Raw genomic sequence first — 15,545 nt, 5'->3', positions numbered from 1 at the left:
TCCTAGGAATAAATAAAATTATTCCTAGAGATAAATATATTTATTTGTACAGAAAAATAAATTTATTCCTAGGAATAAATTTGGCTGGTTTGGCAGTTTGCAACAACGACGAACGATAGGAGTATCGGAGTGTCTCTATTCCAGCAACTTAGGTGGGGTAGGGGGTATTAATCTAGAAGGGCATTTGCCCTAAGAAAAGTCTCTGTCTATACCTCCTCTATTTTGAGCTTCCCTACCACAATATTGTGGGCGATGAGTGCGCCTTGCCATTCTATCCACTCTATGAGTTGGTATTCCGTTTTCCCATCGTCTAGGTGAACCGCAAACTTATCCACGCCCTCGAATATAATCTGATTGACTCCCTTGGAAAGGTCTTTGGAGAATGCTTTGTAGAGAGCTTCTTTGGCAGTCCATAGGTGAAGAGGGCTCAAACCATCCCTTATTAGGAGCTTGCGTTCGGTCTCAGTACTATAGCGCTCCAAGGTACGCTCTGCTTGTAGTGCCTTCTCCTCTATATCTATGCCTGCAGGAATACCAAAAGGCACTATAAGGGCTGTGAGCCAGTGGTGGGAGTGCGAGATAGAGACTGCTAAGAATGGCGAGCGGTCGAGCAATGGTTTTCCAGAGCTATCGTGGATTAGCGCACCGCCAAAGAGGCGTTGCTCTGCCTTCTCTTCGGCTGCCCGTCTTGTTACTCCCTTCCCAAGCTGTGTTATAAGTAGCGTATAGGCTTTCACTCTTCCTCGATCGTCTCTGGGTCTGGGAAAAATTGCACCTTGCTGATTCGCCTTTTGCCCATCTCAAGCACTACAAATCTATGACCACGTACATAGATTTCTTCGCCGACTACAGGGAAGTCGCCCTTGACCTCAAGCAGCATGCCGCCAAGGGTATCTACTTCCTCCATTTCGTCCTCTATTTCACGGAAGTCAGAGACACGTACCGTGCGAAGAAAGTCTACAATCCCAATCTTGGCATCAAAGATATAACTTCCATCGGGTTGCTCAGTATACAGTACTTCCTCATCGGTATCGTATTCGTCCTCTATCTCTCCTACAATCTCCTCTAGTAGATCCTCCATGGTAACGATACCACTAGTACCACCAAACTCATCGACCACGATGGCCATGTGTATTTTCTCTTCTCTAAAGGACTGTAGTAGACTATTGATCTTTTTGCTTTCAGGTACGAAGAAGGGCTCACGGATTAGCGATGTCCAATCAAAGTCTTCTCGCTCTGAAAGGTGTGGGAGGAGATCTTTGGCATAGAGTACGCCCTTAATATTATCTATTCGGTCTTCGTACACGGGCATACGGGAGTATCCATTCTCGGCGATAATCTGGCGGACTTCGGGGAACGTAGTCTCGGTATCTATCGCCACCATATCCATGCGAGGGGTCATTACATCGTTGACCGTTTTGCGTTGAAAGCGGACGATGCCATGGAGTAGTTCTTGCTCCTCTTCGTTTTCGGTTGTGAGCTCAATAGCTCGCTCTAGGTCCGTCTCCGAAACCTTACTCTCCCGAGTGGCAAAAGGTTTGGTAGCTTTCTCTCCGATCTTGACAAGAAGATGCACCACTGGACTGGTTATTCGCATAAATACGCGCATAGGCGCCATTACTGTACGCACTGCAGATAAGGCATGATTCTGGAAATAAACCTTGGGGAGTATTTCGCCAAAGAGTAGGACAATAGAGGTAATACCGATAACTTGCACGGCGAAACCGACAGAGGGTGCAGCGCTGAAGTCAAAGAGCCTACTTACAGCGTAGCTCGTGAGCATCGTGATAGCTATATTCACGAAGTTGTTCATCACCAATATGGTACCCAGTAAGTGGTCTGAATGCGCCAAGGCATCGAGCACATGACGATCGTTCTTGCTTTTTCCCTCTTCAAGCTCGTCGATATCACGAGGCTGGAGGGAGAAGAAAGCTACTTCTGAGCCTGAGAAAAACGCACTGAATCCCAAACAGACTACTCCTGCAAGAAGAGCAATCACTACGCTAGGACTCATAGGGTGTGTATGTACACCCTCGAATAGACTGGATAAATAACTCGGGTCGTCCAAAATATTTTTGTCTTATTAATTCAATAGTATGTGTCGCTAAAAAGGCAAGCCATCTTTATCCTCCTGCAGGGTCTCGAAGTATCGTCCGTATCTATCAAGTCGGGCACGCTCCTCCTGTAGCTGTTTAGTAGGCTCCTCGTGTTGCTTTTCGACCAGTTCGATCTGCCGAGCCACTACAAAGGTATGTAGGGTCACTTGCCCTTTCTGCCCATATCTCTTGGCATAGGTTAGCCGTCCCTCTATCGCTACCAAGTCTCCGGTATTTAGCTCTTTGGAGCGTGCTGCCACATCTTTTTGGTAACAGACAACACGGTGCCAATCTGTGACTTCACCACTGCACTCACGCCCTTCTTCCGAAAGGTGGGATGGTGCATGCGTAGCTACAGAGAGCCGTACCATACAGCTATCGGCATCGTACCACTGTACCTGCGGCTCAGTGCCCAGATAACCTACCAGACGAACTACGTTTTCTGTCTTGTCCATTCAATAGCGCATCACACAATATTCTCCTGCAAACTTAGATATAAATACTGAGATTTGTATCCCTGCTCACGTGAAATTATGGAGTTACTTGCTGTATAGATAATCTTATTAATTAGTCTTAATGACATGCGTTCTCATAATTTCCTTTCTATAAAAGATGTTGGAGTAGGGTGACATTTCCTCTTTTTATGCGTGTTTATGCCAGTATTGGCTGGTGTAGTGGGCACTCTTCCACGATTATTATTGTACCTTTGCGCGCAAATTAAAATCGTAGTATTAAAGATGAAGAGAATAAGTTTACTCGTAGGTTGTGTAGTTTGTTTGGCAGTAATCCCAATGCTGTGGTCTTGCAGTAAGTCTGCTGTGGATCGTCCTCAGGAAAAGGAAAATATTGTGGAGAAGAAGGAGAAGACCGAAAAGGAGTCTACTCCTCAGAAGGATGAGCAAGGGCAGACGCCCCCTTCCAACGCTGGTGCCGATGACAAGAAGGAACGACAAGCACCTGAGCAGCATGAAATCATTAGGAGGCTATCAGTCCGTTGGAAAAATAATACGAACTACCAGACTCAGTTTGATTATTATCGCCTTGTTCAGCTCAAGGATAATAAGTTTTTTACGACACAGTACCTTTCTAAGTTTGTTACATTCTCTGTCCTTCCTATAGCCGGAGGAGCTGAGTATATCCTCGATGCTAAGGATTTGGAGAAGCTAGTGATAACTGAGATTAGTGCTAATCAGGAGAAAAACACTATTGAACTGTCCTATTCTTACAATGGGGTAAGCTCTACCCAGAAGTTGTCTTTGGCATTTGATAAGACGAAGTACTACACTGGTCAGATAACACAGAACCGAGAGGCTATCCGTACACTCTACGCTGCAGGTGTCGCTCGTAATAGCCAAGTATTTATCAATAGGATACTCTCCTACGACGATTCTCGATATGCTGTCCTTAGTGAAGGTGATGGTACGTTGCAGTCTGATGATGAGGTCTCGTTCAGTATTCGTATCTTATCTAAAGGCGATGGAGACATGGTTCTTGCTACCGCCAATGTCTTGGTAAAGGGCTTCAAACCGATTAAAGAGCTATCCAAAGAGCTTCATGCTGAAGTCGCCAATACCGACTTCAATGAGTTTATTAGGAAACATGCACAGCATAAGGAGTATCTAAGAACTGCTATACCTAAAAAGATGACTGAGCAAGTTAAGTATTATGTGAAGAGCGGCAATGAAAGAGTTGAACTATTTTACTCTAGTAGTTCTTTAGCTCCAGCTCAAGGTCGTCTTGACATCTTCCTAAGTGAGCCAAGATTTATTTATAAGTCTATTGAAGAGAAGTCTAATGGTTATGATGTGGTGGTAACGCTTGGAGCGGGTGAGCCATTCTTCACCCACGACTTCCATATTCATGTACCAAAAAGCGGGAAGTAACAGATCCAAGAGATAGTTAAATCTCCTCTACTGAGCAGCTGTGGCGCTTCAGTAGAGGAGATTTCTCTTATCAGTCTTAGCATAGTGTACTACATGTAGGTTTCCCACTCTGCCATCGCTTTTTCGAGTGCACGGGTGGTCTCGTCGTAGTCATTGAGGAGTTCGGGGGTCGCTTTTACTGAGAGCTTCTCCTCTATACCCGCTATCTTGGCCTCGAGATCGGCAATTTTTGCTTCCACCTTCTCTAGTTGTTGCTGTCGGCGACGCTCCTCTCGTTGTTCCCGCTTATGGGCTTCGTAGTCCAGCTTCCCTTCGTTTTTCTCCGTTGGAGTAGGGGTTGCTGTGGGTGCCTGAGGCTCATCCCCGATGGCAGCAGCCTGTAGCTTGCGTACGTATTCCTCCATCCCGCCAAGGTGGTTGACCACCTTCTTGTCCTTAAACTCGAAGACCTTATCCACTAGCCCATCTAGGAAATCACGGTCGTGGCTCACGATAAGCACGGTACCATCATAGTTCTGAATTGCCTCCTTGAGTACCGCTTTGCTACTGAGGTCAAGGTGGTTGGTCGGCTCATCGAGTATCAAGAAGTTGGAAGGGGAGAGGAGGAGCCTAATCATGGCAAGTCTACTCCTTTCGCCACCACTGAGTACCGATACCTTCTTCTCCGATATTTCGCCGCCAAACATAAAGGCACCTAGGATATTATTTATTTGTAGCCGGATGTCCCCTACTGCTACCCTATCAATCGTCTCGTGTATGGTCTGATTCGGATCCAAGAGAGATGCTTGATTCTGAGCGAAGTAGGCGACCTCTACTTGGTGCCCATGCTTTAGTTCACCCTCATGTGGTAGCTCCTCCATTACCGCACGTACAAAGGTCGTCTTGCCACTACCATTCTTACCTACTAGGGCAATCTTATCGCCTCTCTCTATAGTAAGGTCTATCTTATTGAGTACATTGTGGTCGCCATAAGATACAGATAGCTCCTTGGCAATTAGGGGGTAGGTGCCGCTAGTCACCGCCATGGGGAATCGGAAGTGTATCTTGCGGGTGTCTAGTTCCTCTACCTCTATCCGGTCTATCTTCTCCAACTGCTTGATACGAGACTGCACCTGTACCGCTTTAGTCGCTTTGTAGCGGAAGCGCTCAATAAAGTCCTCAGTATCCTTAATCATCTTCTGCTGATTTTCGTACGCTCTCAGCTGTTGCTCATAGCGCTCGATCCTAAGTTGCTCATAGTGAGAATAGTTGGTCTTATAGTCGAAAGCCCTGCCCACCGATAGCTCAACGGTTCGCGTTGTGGTATTATCCAGGAAACGGCGGTCGTGGCTCACCATAATCACTGCTGCCGAGCTCCGGCGGAGAAACTCCTCGAGCCAGATGATCGATTCCATATCTAAGTGGTTGGTCGGCTCATCGAGTAGCAATAAGTCGGGGCGTCCCAATAGTATCTTAGCTAGCTCTATACGCATACGCCATCCGCCACTAAACTCGCTTGTCTGGCGCTCGAAGTCGTTTTGCTCAAAGCCCAAGCCCTTGAGTGTGCGCTCAATCTGAGCATCCTGCTCCTGAGGGGCATAGAGGGCGAGTAGCTCAGTCTGATTTGCCAGTCGCTGTACAATCTCCAGGTAGGCATCTGAGTCGTAATCGGTGCGATCGCTCAGCTCTTGAGTGAGTTTATCTACCGACTTTTGTATCTCTATTTCCTTGCTAAAGGCGAGTCTCGCCTCTTCGCGCACCGTATGTCCATCCTTGGTAAGCAGATGCTGAGGGAGGTAGCCAATCGTAATATCTGAAGGATAAGAGAGAGAACCCTCCGAGGGCTCTCTCTTGCCTGCAATAATATTAAGTAGGGTCGTCTTTCCGGCACCGTTACGCCCCGCTAGGGCTACACGCTCTTTGGGATTAATCTGTAGAGACACGCCCTGAAAGAGCACGTCGGCGCCAAAGAAGACTCCTACATTATTGAGTGATAGCATTTATTACTGTCATAAATAATGGGTGGCAGGTACCGAGTATCTCCTCTCTCGTTGCCTGCCACCCATCGTATCCAAATTATTTTATACCCACAAGAGTAGTCGTCATGGTCTGACCTGCCATACTCTGTTCCATCTTTACCGGACCCTTATTAGGGACAATCCAGTAGAATTGCTTCATATCAAAGTTTTGGTTCTGACCCATTGCCTGAGTAGTTGTTTTCACATCTACTTCTACTACAAAGGTGTTGAACTTGCCTACTGGAGTTGTAATCTCTTCCTCTCGGATGATCTCGAACTTGGTGACCTCAGCCTTCGTTTTTATCTCCATGCCCATCGCCTTCACGGTAGAGTCGTAGTTATAAAGTGGAAACTTATCTCCTACTTTACCGACTAGTGGAATAAACCCAGCTTCGCCATTAAAGTCGATATCCATATCAGCGCCACCAAGAGCGGGTGCCATGCTTGCCTTGGTCGACTCAATTACGTTCTTTGGGTCTACGTAAGCCTTGCCATCCTTGATGGTAAACTTATTGGTCATTACTATTGGGGCAGCTGCGCCAGGCATATTGGTATTTGTCTTGAAGACAATACTATCGCCTCCTACCGCTTCTACGGTCTGGGTCAGCTTCATAGCACCCATAAGCGGGTTAGTCATCTCGTACTCATAGACTGTGCCTACAGGTTCACCGCCATAGTACTGAGCAAAGCTACTAGTGATAGCTGCCAAGGCAACTACCAGTGATAGAATAATCTTTTTCATCTGTTAGATAACCTCCGTATTCTCTTCGTTCTGTGTACTATTGGCATTAGGTGTAATCAGCTTGTAGCCCTTACCATGCTTATTCTGTATCTCCACGCGCTCATCATTTGACAGATGCTTACGGAGCTTAGTGATATACACATCCATACTACGGGCATTGAAGTAGCTATCCTCACCCCAAATAGTCTTGAGGGCGTAGTTACGCTCCATTAGCTCATTAGCGTGCATACATAGGAGGGTAAGGAGGTCAGTCTCCTTTGTGGTAAGCTTCTTAGGCTCTTCATCTTTGTAGGTAAGTAGCTGCCTCTGGGTATCGAAGTTATAGTCCCCAATAGTATAGAATGCCACAGGCTCTGGCTTCTTACCTTGCACACGGCGCAGTACTGCATCGATACGCATGGTTAGCTCCACGGTGTTGAATGGCTTCTTGAGGTAGTCGTCAGCACCTAGGTTGAAACCGTGCTCTACATCCTCGCTCAGGGTCTTTGCCGTAAGGAAGATGATCGGCATTGCCTCGTTCTTCTCCTTGATAAGCTTTGCGAGCTCAAATCCGTCCATCCTTGGCATCATCACATCTAGCACGCAGATATCCCAGCGGTCGGGTTGTTGCTCGAAAGCCTCCCAACCCTCTTGACCATCTACATAGTGGTCGGTCTGATATCCTTTACTCGTGAGGAACTCGCTCAATAGTGGGCCGAGGTTAGGGTCATCCTCACACAATAGAACCCTTACAATTTCTTCCATCATAATCTTATTCTTCTTTACTTTTCCTTTAATAGTGGTAATGTTATTACAAACTTAGTTCCTTTCCCAAGATCGCTATCCACCGATATCTGTCCATGGTGTATCTGTACCATGTGGTAGACATAGGCGAGCCCTAGACCATATCCTTTTACATCGTGTCTATTGCCCGTAGGCACCCGATAGAAACGGTCAAATATCTTTTTGGCATGCTCCTTCTTCATCCCTAGACCATTGTCTTGGATAAAGACCTTGATGTTTTTGCTGTCACTCGAGGTGCCTACTGTAAGTATCGGTGGACGATGTGGGTCGCGATACTTCACGGCATTATCTAGGAGGTTGAAGATGATATTGGTAAGATGCATCTCATCGCCCTCCACTAGAGCCTCCTCTGCCTCCAGATCCACATTTATCTCACCCTCGAAACTCTCTACCTTGAGGCTAAAGATATTCGTAACATTCAGGAGCAACTCCTCCATATCTATCTCCTTGAGCTTTAGCTTCACCTTATCTTTGTCGAAGAAAGACATCTGCAATACTTTGTCTATCAGTAGTTCTAGACGCTGCCCCTCTGCCATGATGCTCGAGGTCCACTTCTGTCGCCTCTCCTCCGATGCCTCCATACTGTCTGCGCTAAGCATTTGGCTTGCCACCATGATCGTACTCACGGGGGTTTTAAGTTCGTGGGTCATGTTGTTCACAAAGTCCTTACGCATCTCCTCTAGTTTCTTTTGCCTGAAGAGCGAAGCCATTGTAAGCACGAAGATAACAAAGAGAAGCGCTGTAAATACTGCCGATGGTACGATGAAGGTAAGCGAACTCCTAATCTCCTGATCCTTAGTAGGGAAGAAAACCCGTACAAAGTACATGCGCGAAGGATTATCGTATGAGAAGATGACCTGAGAGTAGGTCGAGGCGCCTTGGTCGGTAGGTATCAAGCCACTACTGTAGTGTACACGATGGTTTTTGTCCTCTACCTCATATATATAAGGTAGCGTGATACCATTGTTGGTCAGGTAGTAGTCGAGAAGCACATCTAGTTCCTGCTCCGTAATGCGCTCGTAGATAGGGAGCGGGGTATTGTCGCGCACCGATTCCATCGCCATCTGTATGACCATCTCCCGTACCTCATCGTATCTATTGGTGATAGCCTCCATCAACTGGCGAGAGATAGACTGCACGCGATTGTCACTAACCGTACCTTTGCCTAGTCTAAATGGATCTTGAGGTAGCTGGTCGAGGTTAAACCGCATGGTATCGGTCTGCGCTGTAGAGGAGAGGTTGTCAAATGAAAATAGAGACGCATCAGAGAAGCCTAGTTTCTCCGATATCAACCTCGAAAGCTCTGCGCGCTCAGCATCTTGGCTTACCGAGGAGAGTGCCTGACGAACCTTGCTATCAAACTGTTCATTACGGAATCTATTGACCGTATCAACATAATTGAGCTGCAAAGTCAGCAACCCAATAAACGCAAGCGCCATAACGCCAACAATCAACCATAGTGTCCACTTCTTCATAACGGGTGCAAGATACGTATTTTTCTCGGTATGATTAACATAAACAGAGTTAATATTTTGTGTCTTAATTGTTAATAACCTATTTTTCGCACTCTACAAACGCATCTGTCGCCTATTTAGCAATATACCGAAGTTAACGCGGTAGATGCATCATGGCAACCTATTGTATCCTTTTTGGCGTGTATACATGTTCATGATTCATACTCAGGGGAGCGACGGTTGTGACTCGCCAGAGTAGCGAAATTTATTCCTAGGAATAAATAAATTTATTTGTACAGATAAATATTTTTATTCCTAGAGAAAAATAAATTTATTCCTAGGAATAAATTTCGCTGCTTTCGCGAGCCAAGACGAGTGCTCTCGTAACTACTATTTGGGGATAGGCGGTAAGAGATTTATATCGATACTAATCAGGTTGTTAGGGCTAGAATATGGGCTTTCTCTTGTATACAGACCGGCACTTCGCTCAACCTCTGTCTAATTAACAGTACTCACCGTATCAGGGTGGCACCCACGGGGGAGAGGCAATTTTTGTGAAATAGGGAATAATGATGTAAATTTGCGCCAATTACGGAGGCTCCTGTAATCTTAAACAAACTTAGCTAGCAAATGAAAATGAAAGAACACCACACTATTGGTTACTACTTTACTTCCGAATTTTGGTGGGAGGCAATGGTATCACTATGGGCAATGCTCAAGACAAAGAAGTTTTGGGTAGAGCTTGTAATAATGACTGTCGCTATGTTTATCGGTGCAGCGGCGGTCTATTTTTTCTTGATTCCAAGTAAACTTATTGTAGGCTCTATCACAGGGCTTTCGATTGTAGTAGGAAAACTATTCCCTATAATGTCGGTAGGGTCTTGGATTTTCGTTATCAATCTAATCCTCATCATACTCTCCTTCTTACTTATTGGTTGTGAGTTTGGCGCTAAGACCGTATACACGGCTTTGATCCTAGGCCCATTTATCAACTTTTTTGAGTCTATCGTAGAGATGCCGAGGAGTATGTTTGCCGTGGAAGTGGCAGGAGAGTGGATCAGTAATCCATGGTTCGACCTTCTTCTATTTATCCTAGTGATGAGTGCGGCTCAGAGTATCCTCTTTAGCATCAATGCCTCTACGGGAGGGCTAGATATAATAGCTAAGATTATCAATAAGTATACAGGTGTACACCTAGGGGTATCTGTAACAATTGCTGGAGGGCTTATCTGCGCTACGGCATTCTTTATCAATCCACCTGCACTCGTATTTATCGGACTTGTAGGTACGTGGATGAATGGTCTGATTCTAGATAAGTTTATGCTCGGGATGAGCTCCCGCAATCGTGTATATATCACCACAAATGAGCATGAGAAGATACGCTCCTTTGTGGTAAATGAGCTGGATAGGGGACTGACAATGCGTGAGGTAATCGGTGGGTATTCCAATGAAACGAAGATGCAAATAGAGATTATCCTAACAAAGGACGACCTCCGCAAGCTGGTAGAATTTATCGATGAGGAGGATATTTCGGCTTTCGTAACTACCGACACTGTAAGCGAAGTGCGTGGCCTCTGGAATAGAAATAAAAAGAAGAAAAAGAAGAGCTGATAATCATAATTCGACATACATGAAGAAGAAGTTTTTAGCACTAGCACTGTTATTTGTAACCCTAGGGGCATCCGCACAGGATGGTAAGAAGCTGAATATAGCGTTGGAGACGCGTGCCGACCTAGCGTACACGGCTGTAGAAGGCAAGACCTCGAAGGGAGAAAGTGGGTTTGGAGGGTATATTCAGAATATTATCATCAAGGGCGAACTATCACCTAGTTTTTCTTACGCTTACCGACAGAGGCTGAATAAGTGGAATAAGGATGCGTCGTATTTCGACTCCGTAGACTGGGTATTCCTCAACTACCATGCGGGAGAGCGCTTCACATTTACCGTGGGTAAAACACCTGTGGGTGTAGCTGGATGGGAGCTGGACTTGGCGCCTATCGATTGCTTCTTCCTCTCTTCTTATAACTACCACTACAATCCTTACCAATGGGGCGGTAGTGTGACGTATAACTTTGCGAATGGGAGCGACAACCTGATGCTTCAGATGGTGGAGAGCCCATTCCAGAGGGAGTATATTGCGCGCTCTGGGGAGCTTGCCAAGATGTTTGGCTATAGCCTGAAGTGGGGTGGTAGGCATGGACTATGGGAGCCTAATTGGTCTGTGAACTTCCTAGAATATGCGCCTGGCAAGATGATTAACTATATCTCTCTGGGTAATAGGTTTTACTTCGGGGATAAAGTGAAGCTAGAGCTAGACTATATGAATAGGGCAAGTGGTAGCAAACAATTCCTAGGGCAGAACTTTACGCTCGTGGGCAACCTCATCTACCAGCCTATCAAGGAGCTAGAGCTGTACGCAAAGGGCACTTGGGACCTCAATAAGACCGATTCGCCTGCAGACTATGTGGTGACTGCGGGCACCGATATCAAGCGTGTGGGTGGAGGCATCCACTACTATCCTCTAAAGGATAATAGGGTGCGCCTTCATGCCAATTATTCTTACTCTTTTGGCACAAATACCCAAACTAATCCCTATGTGCGGGATCAGCTCTCTATGCTCAATATGGGTATAACCTGGAGGGTAAAGATTTACTAAGGAGTAAATAAGACTTCGCCGAGGAGCTCCTCGGGATATTGCACCGCCTCAAGTCGTAGACCTGTGGGCGGTGCTGTATTAAAGGGGAAATCGAGGTCGGCTCGCTCGAGAATATCGGCAAACTCCTCTGGAGTAATTTGACCACTACCTACCTCTAAAAGTGTACCTACGAGAGCACGTACCATGCTACGGAGAAATCTATTGGCAGTAATCCTGAAGACCCATTCACTAGGACTCAGTTGTAACCACTCAGCTTGAGTGACTGTGCAAATGTGGTTGGTGACATCGGAATGCTTGCGTGCAAAGGAGGCGAAGTCGTGCCGCCCAATAAGGTATTGACAGGCTCGGTTCATAGCCTCGAACTGTAGCTTCCGAGGTACAAAGGTATGGTATTTACGTAGAAAGGGATTGGGGTATAGGGTGATATAGTAGCCATAACTACGGCTGGTGGCACTGTAGCGCGCATGGAAGTCGGGCAATACTGCCTGTAGCTTGGTGATGAAGATATCGGGCGGGAGAAAGCGATTGAGCTTGAATACAGCAGGGGCTATCCTATCGGAGAGCTCCTCGGGTAGCTCGATATGCGCTACCATAGTACTGGCATGGACACCGGTATCGGTACGCCCGGCGCCTACCACCTTGATCTCCTGCCTCAGTATAGTGGAGAGCTTGTCCTGTAGTTCACCTTGCACTGTCCGCCCTTTGGGTTGTTCTTGCCAGCCGACAAAGTCGGTGCCGTCGTACATAAACTGGAGTAGATACTTATTCATGGTGGTAGGGATGGTTGTGTATTATGGTGTAGGCACGATAGATCTGCTCTATAAGGAAGAGGCGCACCATCTGATGACTGAAGGTGAGCTTGGAGAGAGAGAGCTTCAGTGGGCAAGCTGCGTAGACGGCAGGAGAGAACCCATAAGGACCGCCAATAACGAAGAGGAGCTTGCGTGGTACCGTCATCTGCTTCTGCTCTATCAACCTGGAAAGCTCTATAGAGGTAAGCTGTTTGCCACGCTCATCCATGAGGATAACTTCGTCTTGTGCTCCGACTGCGGCTAGGATGAGCTTCCCTTCCTCCTCCTTCTGCTCAGTCTCGCTTAGCTTACGGCGATTTTTGAGATCGGGAAGCTCCTCTATCTCAATGGGTACAAAGCGACCTAGTCGCTTCTGGTAGTCCTCTATCAGTCGCTGTATTTCGGGGCTATCGGTACGCCCAACGAATAAGAGTTTGATTCCCTGCATTTAGTATAGCTTGATATAGATAGGCAGATGGTCGGAGTACCCTCCGTTGTAATTGAGCCCAGCATAGGTGCGGCGTAGTGTACCTCTACGGGTAAAGAGCGCTTTATTGTGAAAAATGCTAAGGCGACGGTCGCGGAGTAGAGGGTTGTCACCTAGGAATAAGCCTCCCGATACTATAATCTGATCGGGCATCCAGTAGTGTCCTTCGAATAAGTGTGTCCCCTTGCCCTCATTGAATAGAGGGAAAGCAAGGTTGTATAGCCTATCAGGCTTGATAGGTGTATTCGCCTCTATTCCCTGAGCGCCCAACCCCTTCTTGAGGGAAGCATCGGAGGGATTATCGTTGAAGTCTCCCATCACTACGATATTGCGGTTAGGATCTTTTTGCCAAATAGAATCGATGATGCCGCGAACCTTACTCATCACCTCTAGGCGCTTCTCTTCTGTTTCTCGGATACCGCCACGGCGACTTGGGCTGTGCATCACGAAGATATCCATCTGGCGTCCTGTAGAGCGGTGCTCAAGGGTTACCCAAAGGGTATTTCTGCCTGTGCCACTTGCCTCATGCACATCTCGAGGGTCGCACCCTAGAGGGAAGCAAGGGAGTGTGCCATAGTGCGGTATCTCTTGGCTCTCTATATGCTTCAGCTTGGACTTATCCCACATCAGGGCAACGTCTATACCACGTGGGTCGGCACTCTGGGTAACCGAGTAGTCGTAGGTGATATCCTTGAAGGTATTCAGTGAGAGTAGATCGGCAATCACCCCCTTATTCTCTATCTCCACGAGACCTACTATTGCAGGCATCCCCCACTCTCCGATATTGCTAATGACCCAAGCGAGATTCTCTCGCTTCACTCGGTAGCGCTTCTTCGTCCAGTGTAGGTGCCCATCTGGAGTGAAATCGCCATCATCGGTCAGTGGATCATCGATGGTATCGAAGAGATTCTCCACGTTGTAAAACATCATACGCCCTATCTCCTGTGCTTCCGACCTATCGGGTAGGCACGATATTAGTATAAAGGTCACTACCAGCCCGAATAGAGCGAGTAGTGACCTTTGGGATAATCTTATCATTTATGCCTTCTTAGGTGCTTTCTTGAGGATAGCCAGTAGATGCTTCCACCACATATCTACTGTCGCAATCTCCAAGCGCTCCTCAGGAGAGTGTACATCACGCATTGTAGGACCAAAAGACAGCATATCCAGGTGTGGATACTTCTCCTTGAATAGACCACACTCCAGACCAGCGTGGATAGCTGTAATCTTTGGCTCCTTGCCGAATAGCTCCTTGTAGGTCTCTAGGGCAATACCCATAATCTCCGACTCGTTATTAGGCTCCCATCCTGGGTAACCGTCGCGCTCAGAGACATAAACACCAGCGAGGTCGAATACCGATGTCACCATATCCCCTACCATACGCTTAGCGCTCTCTACTGAGCTACGTTGGCTCGTCTCTACATAGATGATTGGGGAACCATCCTCAGCCTTCTTCATCTTGACAGAAGCGAGGTTATTAGAAGTCTCTACTAGACCCTCCAAGGTATGACTCATACCGAGTACTCCGTGAGGGCAAGCAATCAATGCATTGACAAGCTGTGCTGAAGTAGTACTATCGATGATAAACTCAGGCTTCTCATCGCTCGTAGCGGTAACCACTAGCTCGGGGTCTGGCTTCTTGTACTCATTATGGATATCGGCAGAGAAAGTATTGATCCATGCTGCCACAGTCTCTTTGTCCTTACTCTCGATACCAATCACCGCATGAGCCTCACGAGGGATAGCATTGTGGAGATTACCACCCTGAATACTAGCGAGTACATAATCTGCCTCGTCAGCAAGCCCATAAAGGGCACGAGCAAGTACCTTTACTGCGTTGGCCCTACCTAGATGGATATCACCACCAGAGTGACCACCTCTGAGTCCGCTTACAGAGATACGGATATAGACTTGGCTAGGATCAGCATACGCAGGCTCGTAGTAGAACTCTGCCATAGTACCCATACCACCAGCACAGCCGATAAACATCTCTCCCTCATCCTCACTATCTAGATTGAGGAGGATATCGCTATCGAAGAAACCAGCTTCTACATTCATAGCACCAGTCAGACCAGTCTCCTCATCTACTGTAAATAGCGCTTCTATCGGACCATGCTCAATATCATTGCTAGCCATAATAGCCAGCTGAGTAGCTACGCCAATACCGTTGTCTGCGCCAAGAGTAGTACCCTCAGCCTTGAGCCATCCATCCACTACCTTAGTGCGGATAGCATCGGTCTCGAAGTTGAAGTCCACGTCATTATTCTTCTCGCATACCATATCCACGTGGCTCTGCATGATGATGCTCTTGCGATCCTCCATACCAGGAGTAGCAGGCTTCTTCATGACTATATTGCCCACCTTGTCCTTCTTGTACTTCAGACCATGCTCCTTAGCAAAGCTCTCTAGATATGCGATAATCTTCTCCTCCTTCTTACTAGGACGAGGGATCTTAGTAATCTCATCAAAATACTTAAATACGATCTTTGGTTCGTGTGTCGTCATACGCTTTCGCTCTTATATGTTTATGTTCATAAAATTATTCCAAGGGTAAAGATACTCCTTTCTTCCCTAATTATTAGTGAGATATATTCTAAAAAGACTTAAAACCTTTGCGGCTGAGGGGAAAACACTTACCTTTGTACTCGTTTTTAAC

Annotated in this window: 14 protein-coding genes; 3 read left to right on the top strand and 11 right to left on the bottom strand. The window is 46.8% G+C overall.

From position 1 onward, the window contains the following. Positions 1 to 206: 206 nt before the first annotated feature. The 3 genes from IX315_RS09750 to IX315_RS07080 form a co-directional block, all read right to left on the bottom strand. Positions 207 to 737 carry a 4'-phosphopantetheinyl transferase family protein gene (locus IX315_RS09750; protein ID WP_018357524.1) on the bottom strand — a complete coding sequence of 177 codons (531 nt, stop codon included), beginning with the start codon at positions 735 to 737 and terminating at the stop codon, positions 207 to 209. Continuing rightward, on the bottom strand, positions 734 to 2,014 hold the full coding sequence (locus IX315_RS07085; protein WP_018357525.1) for a hemolysin family protein: 1,281 nt from the start codon (positions 2,012 to 2,014) through the stop codon (positions 734 to 736). The genes IX315_RS09750 and IX315_RS07085 overlap by 4 nt, the downstream gene beginning before the upstream one ends. A 90-nt stretch (positions 2,015 to 2,104) precedes the next feature. After that, positions 2,105 to 2,551: a single-stranded DNA-binding protein gene (locus IX315_RS07080; RefSeq protein ID WP_211837303.1), complete on the bottom strand. Its 447-nt coding sequence runs from the start codon at positions 2,549 to 2,551 to the stop codon at positions 2,105 to 2,107. 282 nt (positions 2,552 to 2,833) lie between these two features. Between IX315_RS07080 and IX315_RS07075 the strand changes: the two genes are divergently transcribed. Further along, positions 2,834 to 3,979, top strand: a complete 1,146-nt coding sequence (locus tag IX315_RS07075) for a hypothetical protein (RefSeq protein WP_211637234.1) — start codon at positions 2,834 to 2,836, stop codon at positions 3,977 to 3,979. Between the two features lie 89 nt (positions 3,980 to 4,068). Here IX315_RS07075 and IX315_RS07070 read toward each other — a convergent pair whose 3' ends face one another. The 4 genes from IX315_RS07070 to IX315_RS07055 all read right to left on the bottom strand — a co-directional run bounded on the left by IX315_RS07070 (position 4,069) and on the right by IX315_RS07055 (position 8,976). Next, positions 4,069 to 5,958 carry an ABC-F family ATP-binding cassette domain-containing protein gene (locus IX315_RS07070; RefSeq protein ID WP_211641680.1) on the bottom strand — a complete coding sequence of 630 codons (1,890 nt, stop codon included), beginning with the start codon at positions 5,956 to 5,958 and terminating at the stop codon, positions 4,069 to 4,071. Between the two features lie 76 nt (positions 5,959 to 6,034). Further along, entirely contained in the window at positions 6,035 to 6,718 is a 684-nt protein-coding gene (locus IX315_RS07065; RefSeq protein WP_211639285.1) for a TapB family protein, read from the bottom strand. A 3-nt stretch (positions 6,719 to 6,721) separates the two neighbouring features. Beyond that, a complete protein-coding gene (rprY, locus tag IX315_RS07060) occupies positions 6,722 to 7,462 on the bottom strand; it encodes a response regulator transcription factor RprY (RefSeq protein ID WP_026215521.1) in 741 nt (246 codons plus the stop codon). Positions 7,463 to 7,479: 17 nt separating this feature from the next. Further along, positions 7,480 to 8,976 (bottom strand): sensor histidine kinase, encoded by a 1,497-nt coding sequence (locus IX315_RS07055; RefSeq protein ID WP_018357531.1) that lies wholly within the window; start codon positions 8,974 to 8,976, stop codon positions 7,480 to 7,482. Positions 8,977 to 9,585: 609 nt separating this feature from the next. Here IX315_RS07055 and IX315_RS07050 point away from each other — a divergent pair. Both IX315_RS07050 and IX315_RS07045 read left to right on the top strand, forming a co-directional pair. Further along, positions 9,586 to 10,566: a YitT family protein gene (locus tag IX315_RS07050; RefSeq protein ID WP_134849532.1), complete on the top strand. Its 981-nt coding sequence runs from the start codon at positions 9,586 to 9,588 to the stop codon at positions 10,564 to 10,566. A gap of 19 nt (positions 10,567 to 10,585) precedes the next feature. Next, complete coding sequence (locus IX315_RS07045; RefSeq protein ID WP_018357533.1) at positions 10,586 to 11,611, top strand: porin family protein; 1,026 nt, start codon at positions 10,586 to 10,588, stop codon at positions 11,609 to 11,611. Here IX315_RS07045 and truA read toward each other — a convergent pair. Genes truA through IX315_RS07025 form a run of 4 tightly spaced genes read right to left on the bottom strand, consistent with a single transcriptional unit; the run spans position 11,608 to position 15,394 of the window. Beyond that, positions 11,608 to 12,381: a tRNA pseudouridine(38-40) synthase TruA gene (truA, locus tag IX315_RS07040; RefSeq protein WP_211637742.1), complete on the bottom strand. Its 774-nt coding sequence runs from the start codon at positions 12,379 to 12,381 to the stop codon at positions 11,608 to 11,610. The two genes, IX315_RS07045 and truA, sit on opposite strands and share 4 nt — an antisense overlap. Beyond that, entirely contained in the window at positions 12,374 to 12,850 is a 477-nt protein-coding gene (rlmH, locus tag IX315_RS07035; RefSeq protein WP_211641681.1) for a 23S rRNA (pseudouridine(1915)-N(3))-methyltransferase RlmH, read from the bottom strand. Before rlmH ends, truA begins: the two co-directional genes overlap by 8 nt. Further along, positions 12,851 to 13,927: an endonuclease/exonuclease/phosphatase family protein gene (locus IX315_RS07030; RefSeq protein ID WP_018357536.1), complete on the bottom strand. Its 1,077-nt coding sequence runs from the start codon at positions 13,925 to 13,927 to the stop codon at positions 12,851 to 12,853. Beyond that, entirely contained in the window at positions 13,928 to 15,394 is a 1,467-nt protein-coding gene (locus IX315_RS07025; RefSeq protein ID WP_211837302.1) for an aminoacyl-histidine dipeptidase, read from the bottom strand. Between the last annotated feature and the right edge of the window lie 151 nt (positions 15,395 to 15,545).

The organism is Porphyromonas levii, assembly GCF_018206105.1.
GTDB classification, from domain to species: domain Bacteria; phylum Bacteroidota; class Bacteroidia; order Bacteroidales; family Porphyromonadaceae; genus Porphyromonas_A; species Porphyromonas_A levii.
Note: the sequence above shows the minus strand (reverse complement) of the source record. Positions and strands in the feature narration are given on the sequence as shown.

Coding starts and splice junctions, on each gene's coding strand:
- IX315_RS07045 (WP_018357533.1), top strand. CDS start 10,586: ATGAAGAAGAAGTTTTTAGCACTAGCACTGTTATTTGTAACCCTAGGG.
- IX315_RS07085 (WP_018357525.1), bottom strand. CDS start 2,014: ATGAGTCCTAGCGTAGTGATTGCTCTTCTTGCAGGAGTAGTCTGTTTG.
- rprY (WP_026215521.1), bottom strand. CDS start 7,462: ATGGAAGAAATTGTAAGGGTTCTATTGTGTGAGGATGACCCTAACCTC.
- truA (WP_211637742.1), bottom strand. CDS start 12,381: ATGAATAAGTATCTACTCCAGTTTATGTACGACGGCACCGACTTTGTC.
- IX315_RS07025 (WP_211837302.1), bottom strand. CDS start 15,394: ATGACGACACACGAACCAAAGATCGTATTTAAGTATTTTGATGAGATT.
- IX315_RS07065 (WP_211639285.1), bottom strand. CDS start 6,718: ATGAAAAAGATTATTCTATCACTGGTAGTTGCCTTGGCAGCTATCACT.
- IX315_RS07075 (WP_211637234.1), top strand. CDS start 2,834: ATGAAGAGAATAAGTTTACTCGTAGGTTGTGTAGTTTGTTTGGCAGTA.
- IX315_RS07070 (WP_211641680.1), bottom strand. CDS start 5,958: ATGCTATCACTCAATAATGTAGGAGTCTTCTTTGGCGCCGACGTGCTC.
- IX315_RS07080 (WP_211837303.1), bottom strand. CDS start 2,551: ATGGACAAGACAGAAAACGTAGTTCGTCTGGTAGGTTATCTGGGCACT.
- rlmH (WP_211641681.1), bottom strand. CDS start 12,850: ATGCAGGGAATCAAACTCTTATTCGTTGGGCGTACCGATAGCCCCGAA.
- IX315_RS07055 (WP_018357531.1), bottom strand. CDS start 8,976: ATGAAGAAGTGGACACTATGGTTGATTGTTGGCGTTATGGCGCTTGCG.
- IX315_RS07050 (WP_134849532.1), top strand. CDS start 9,586: ATGAAAATGAAAGAACACCACACTATTGGTTACTACTTTACTTCCGAA.
- IX315_RS07030 (WP_018357536.1), bottom strand. CDS start 13,927: ATGATAAGATTATCCCAAAGGTCACTACTCGCTCTATTCGGGCTGGTA.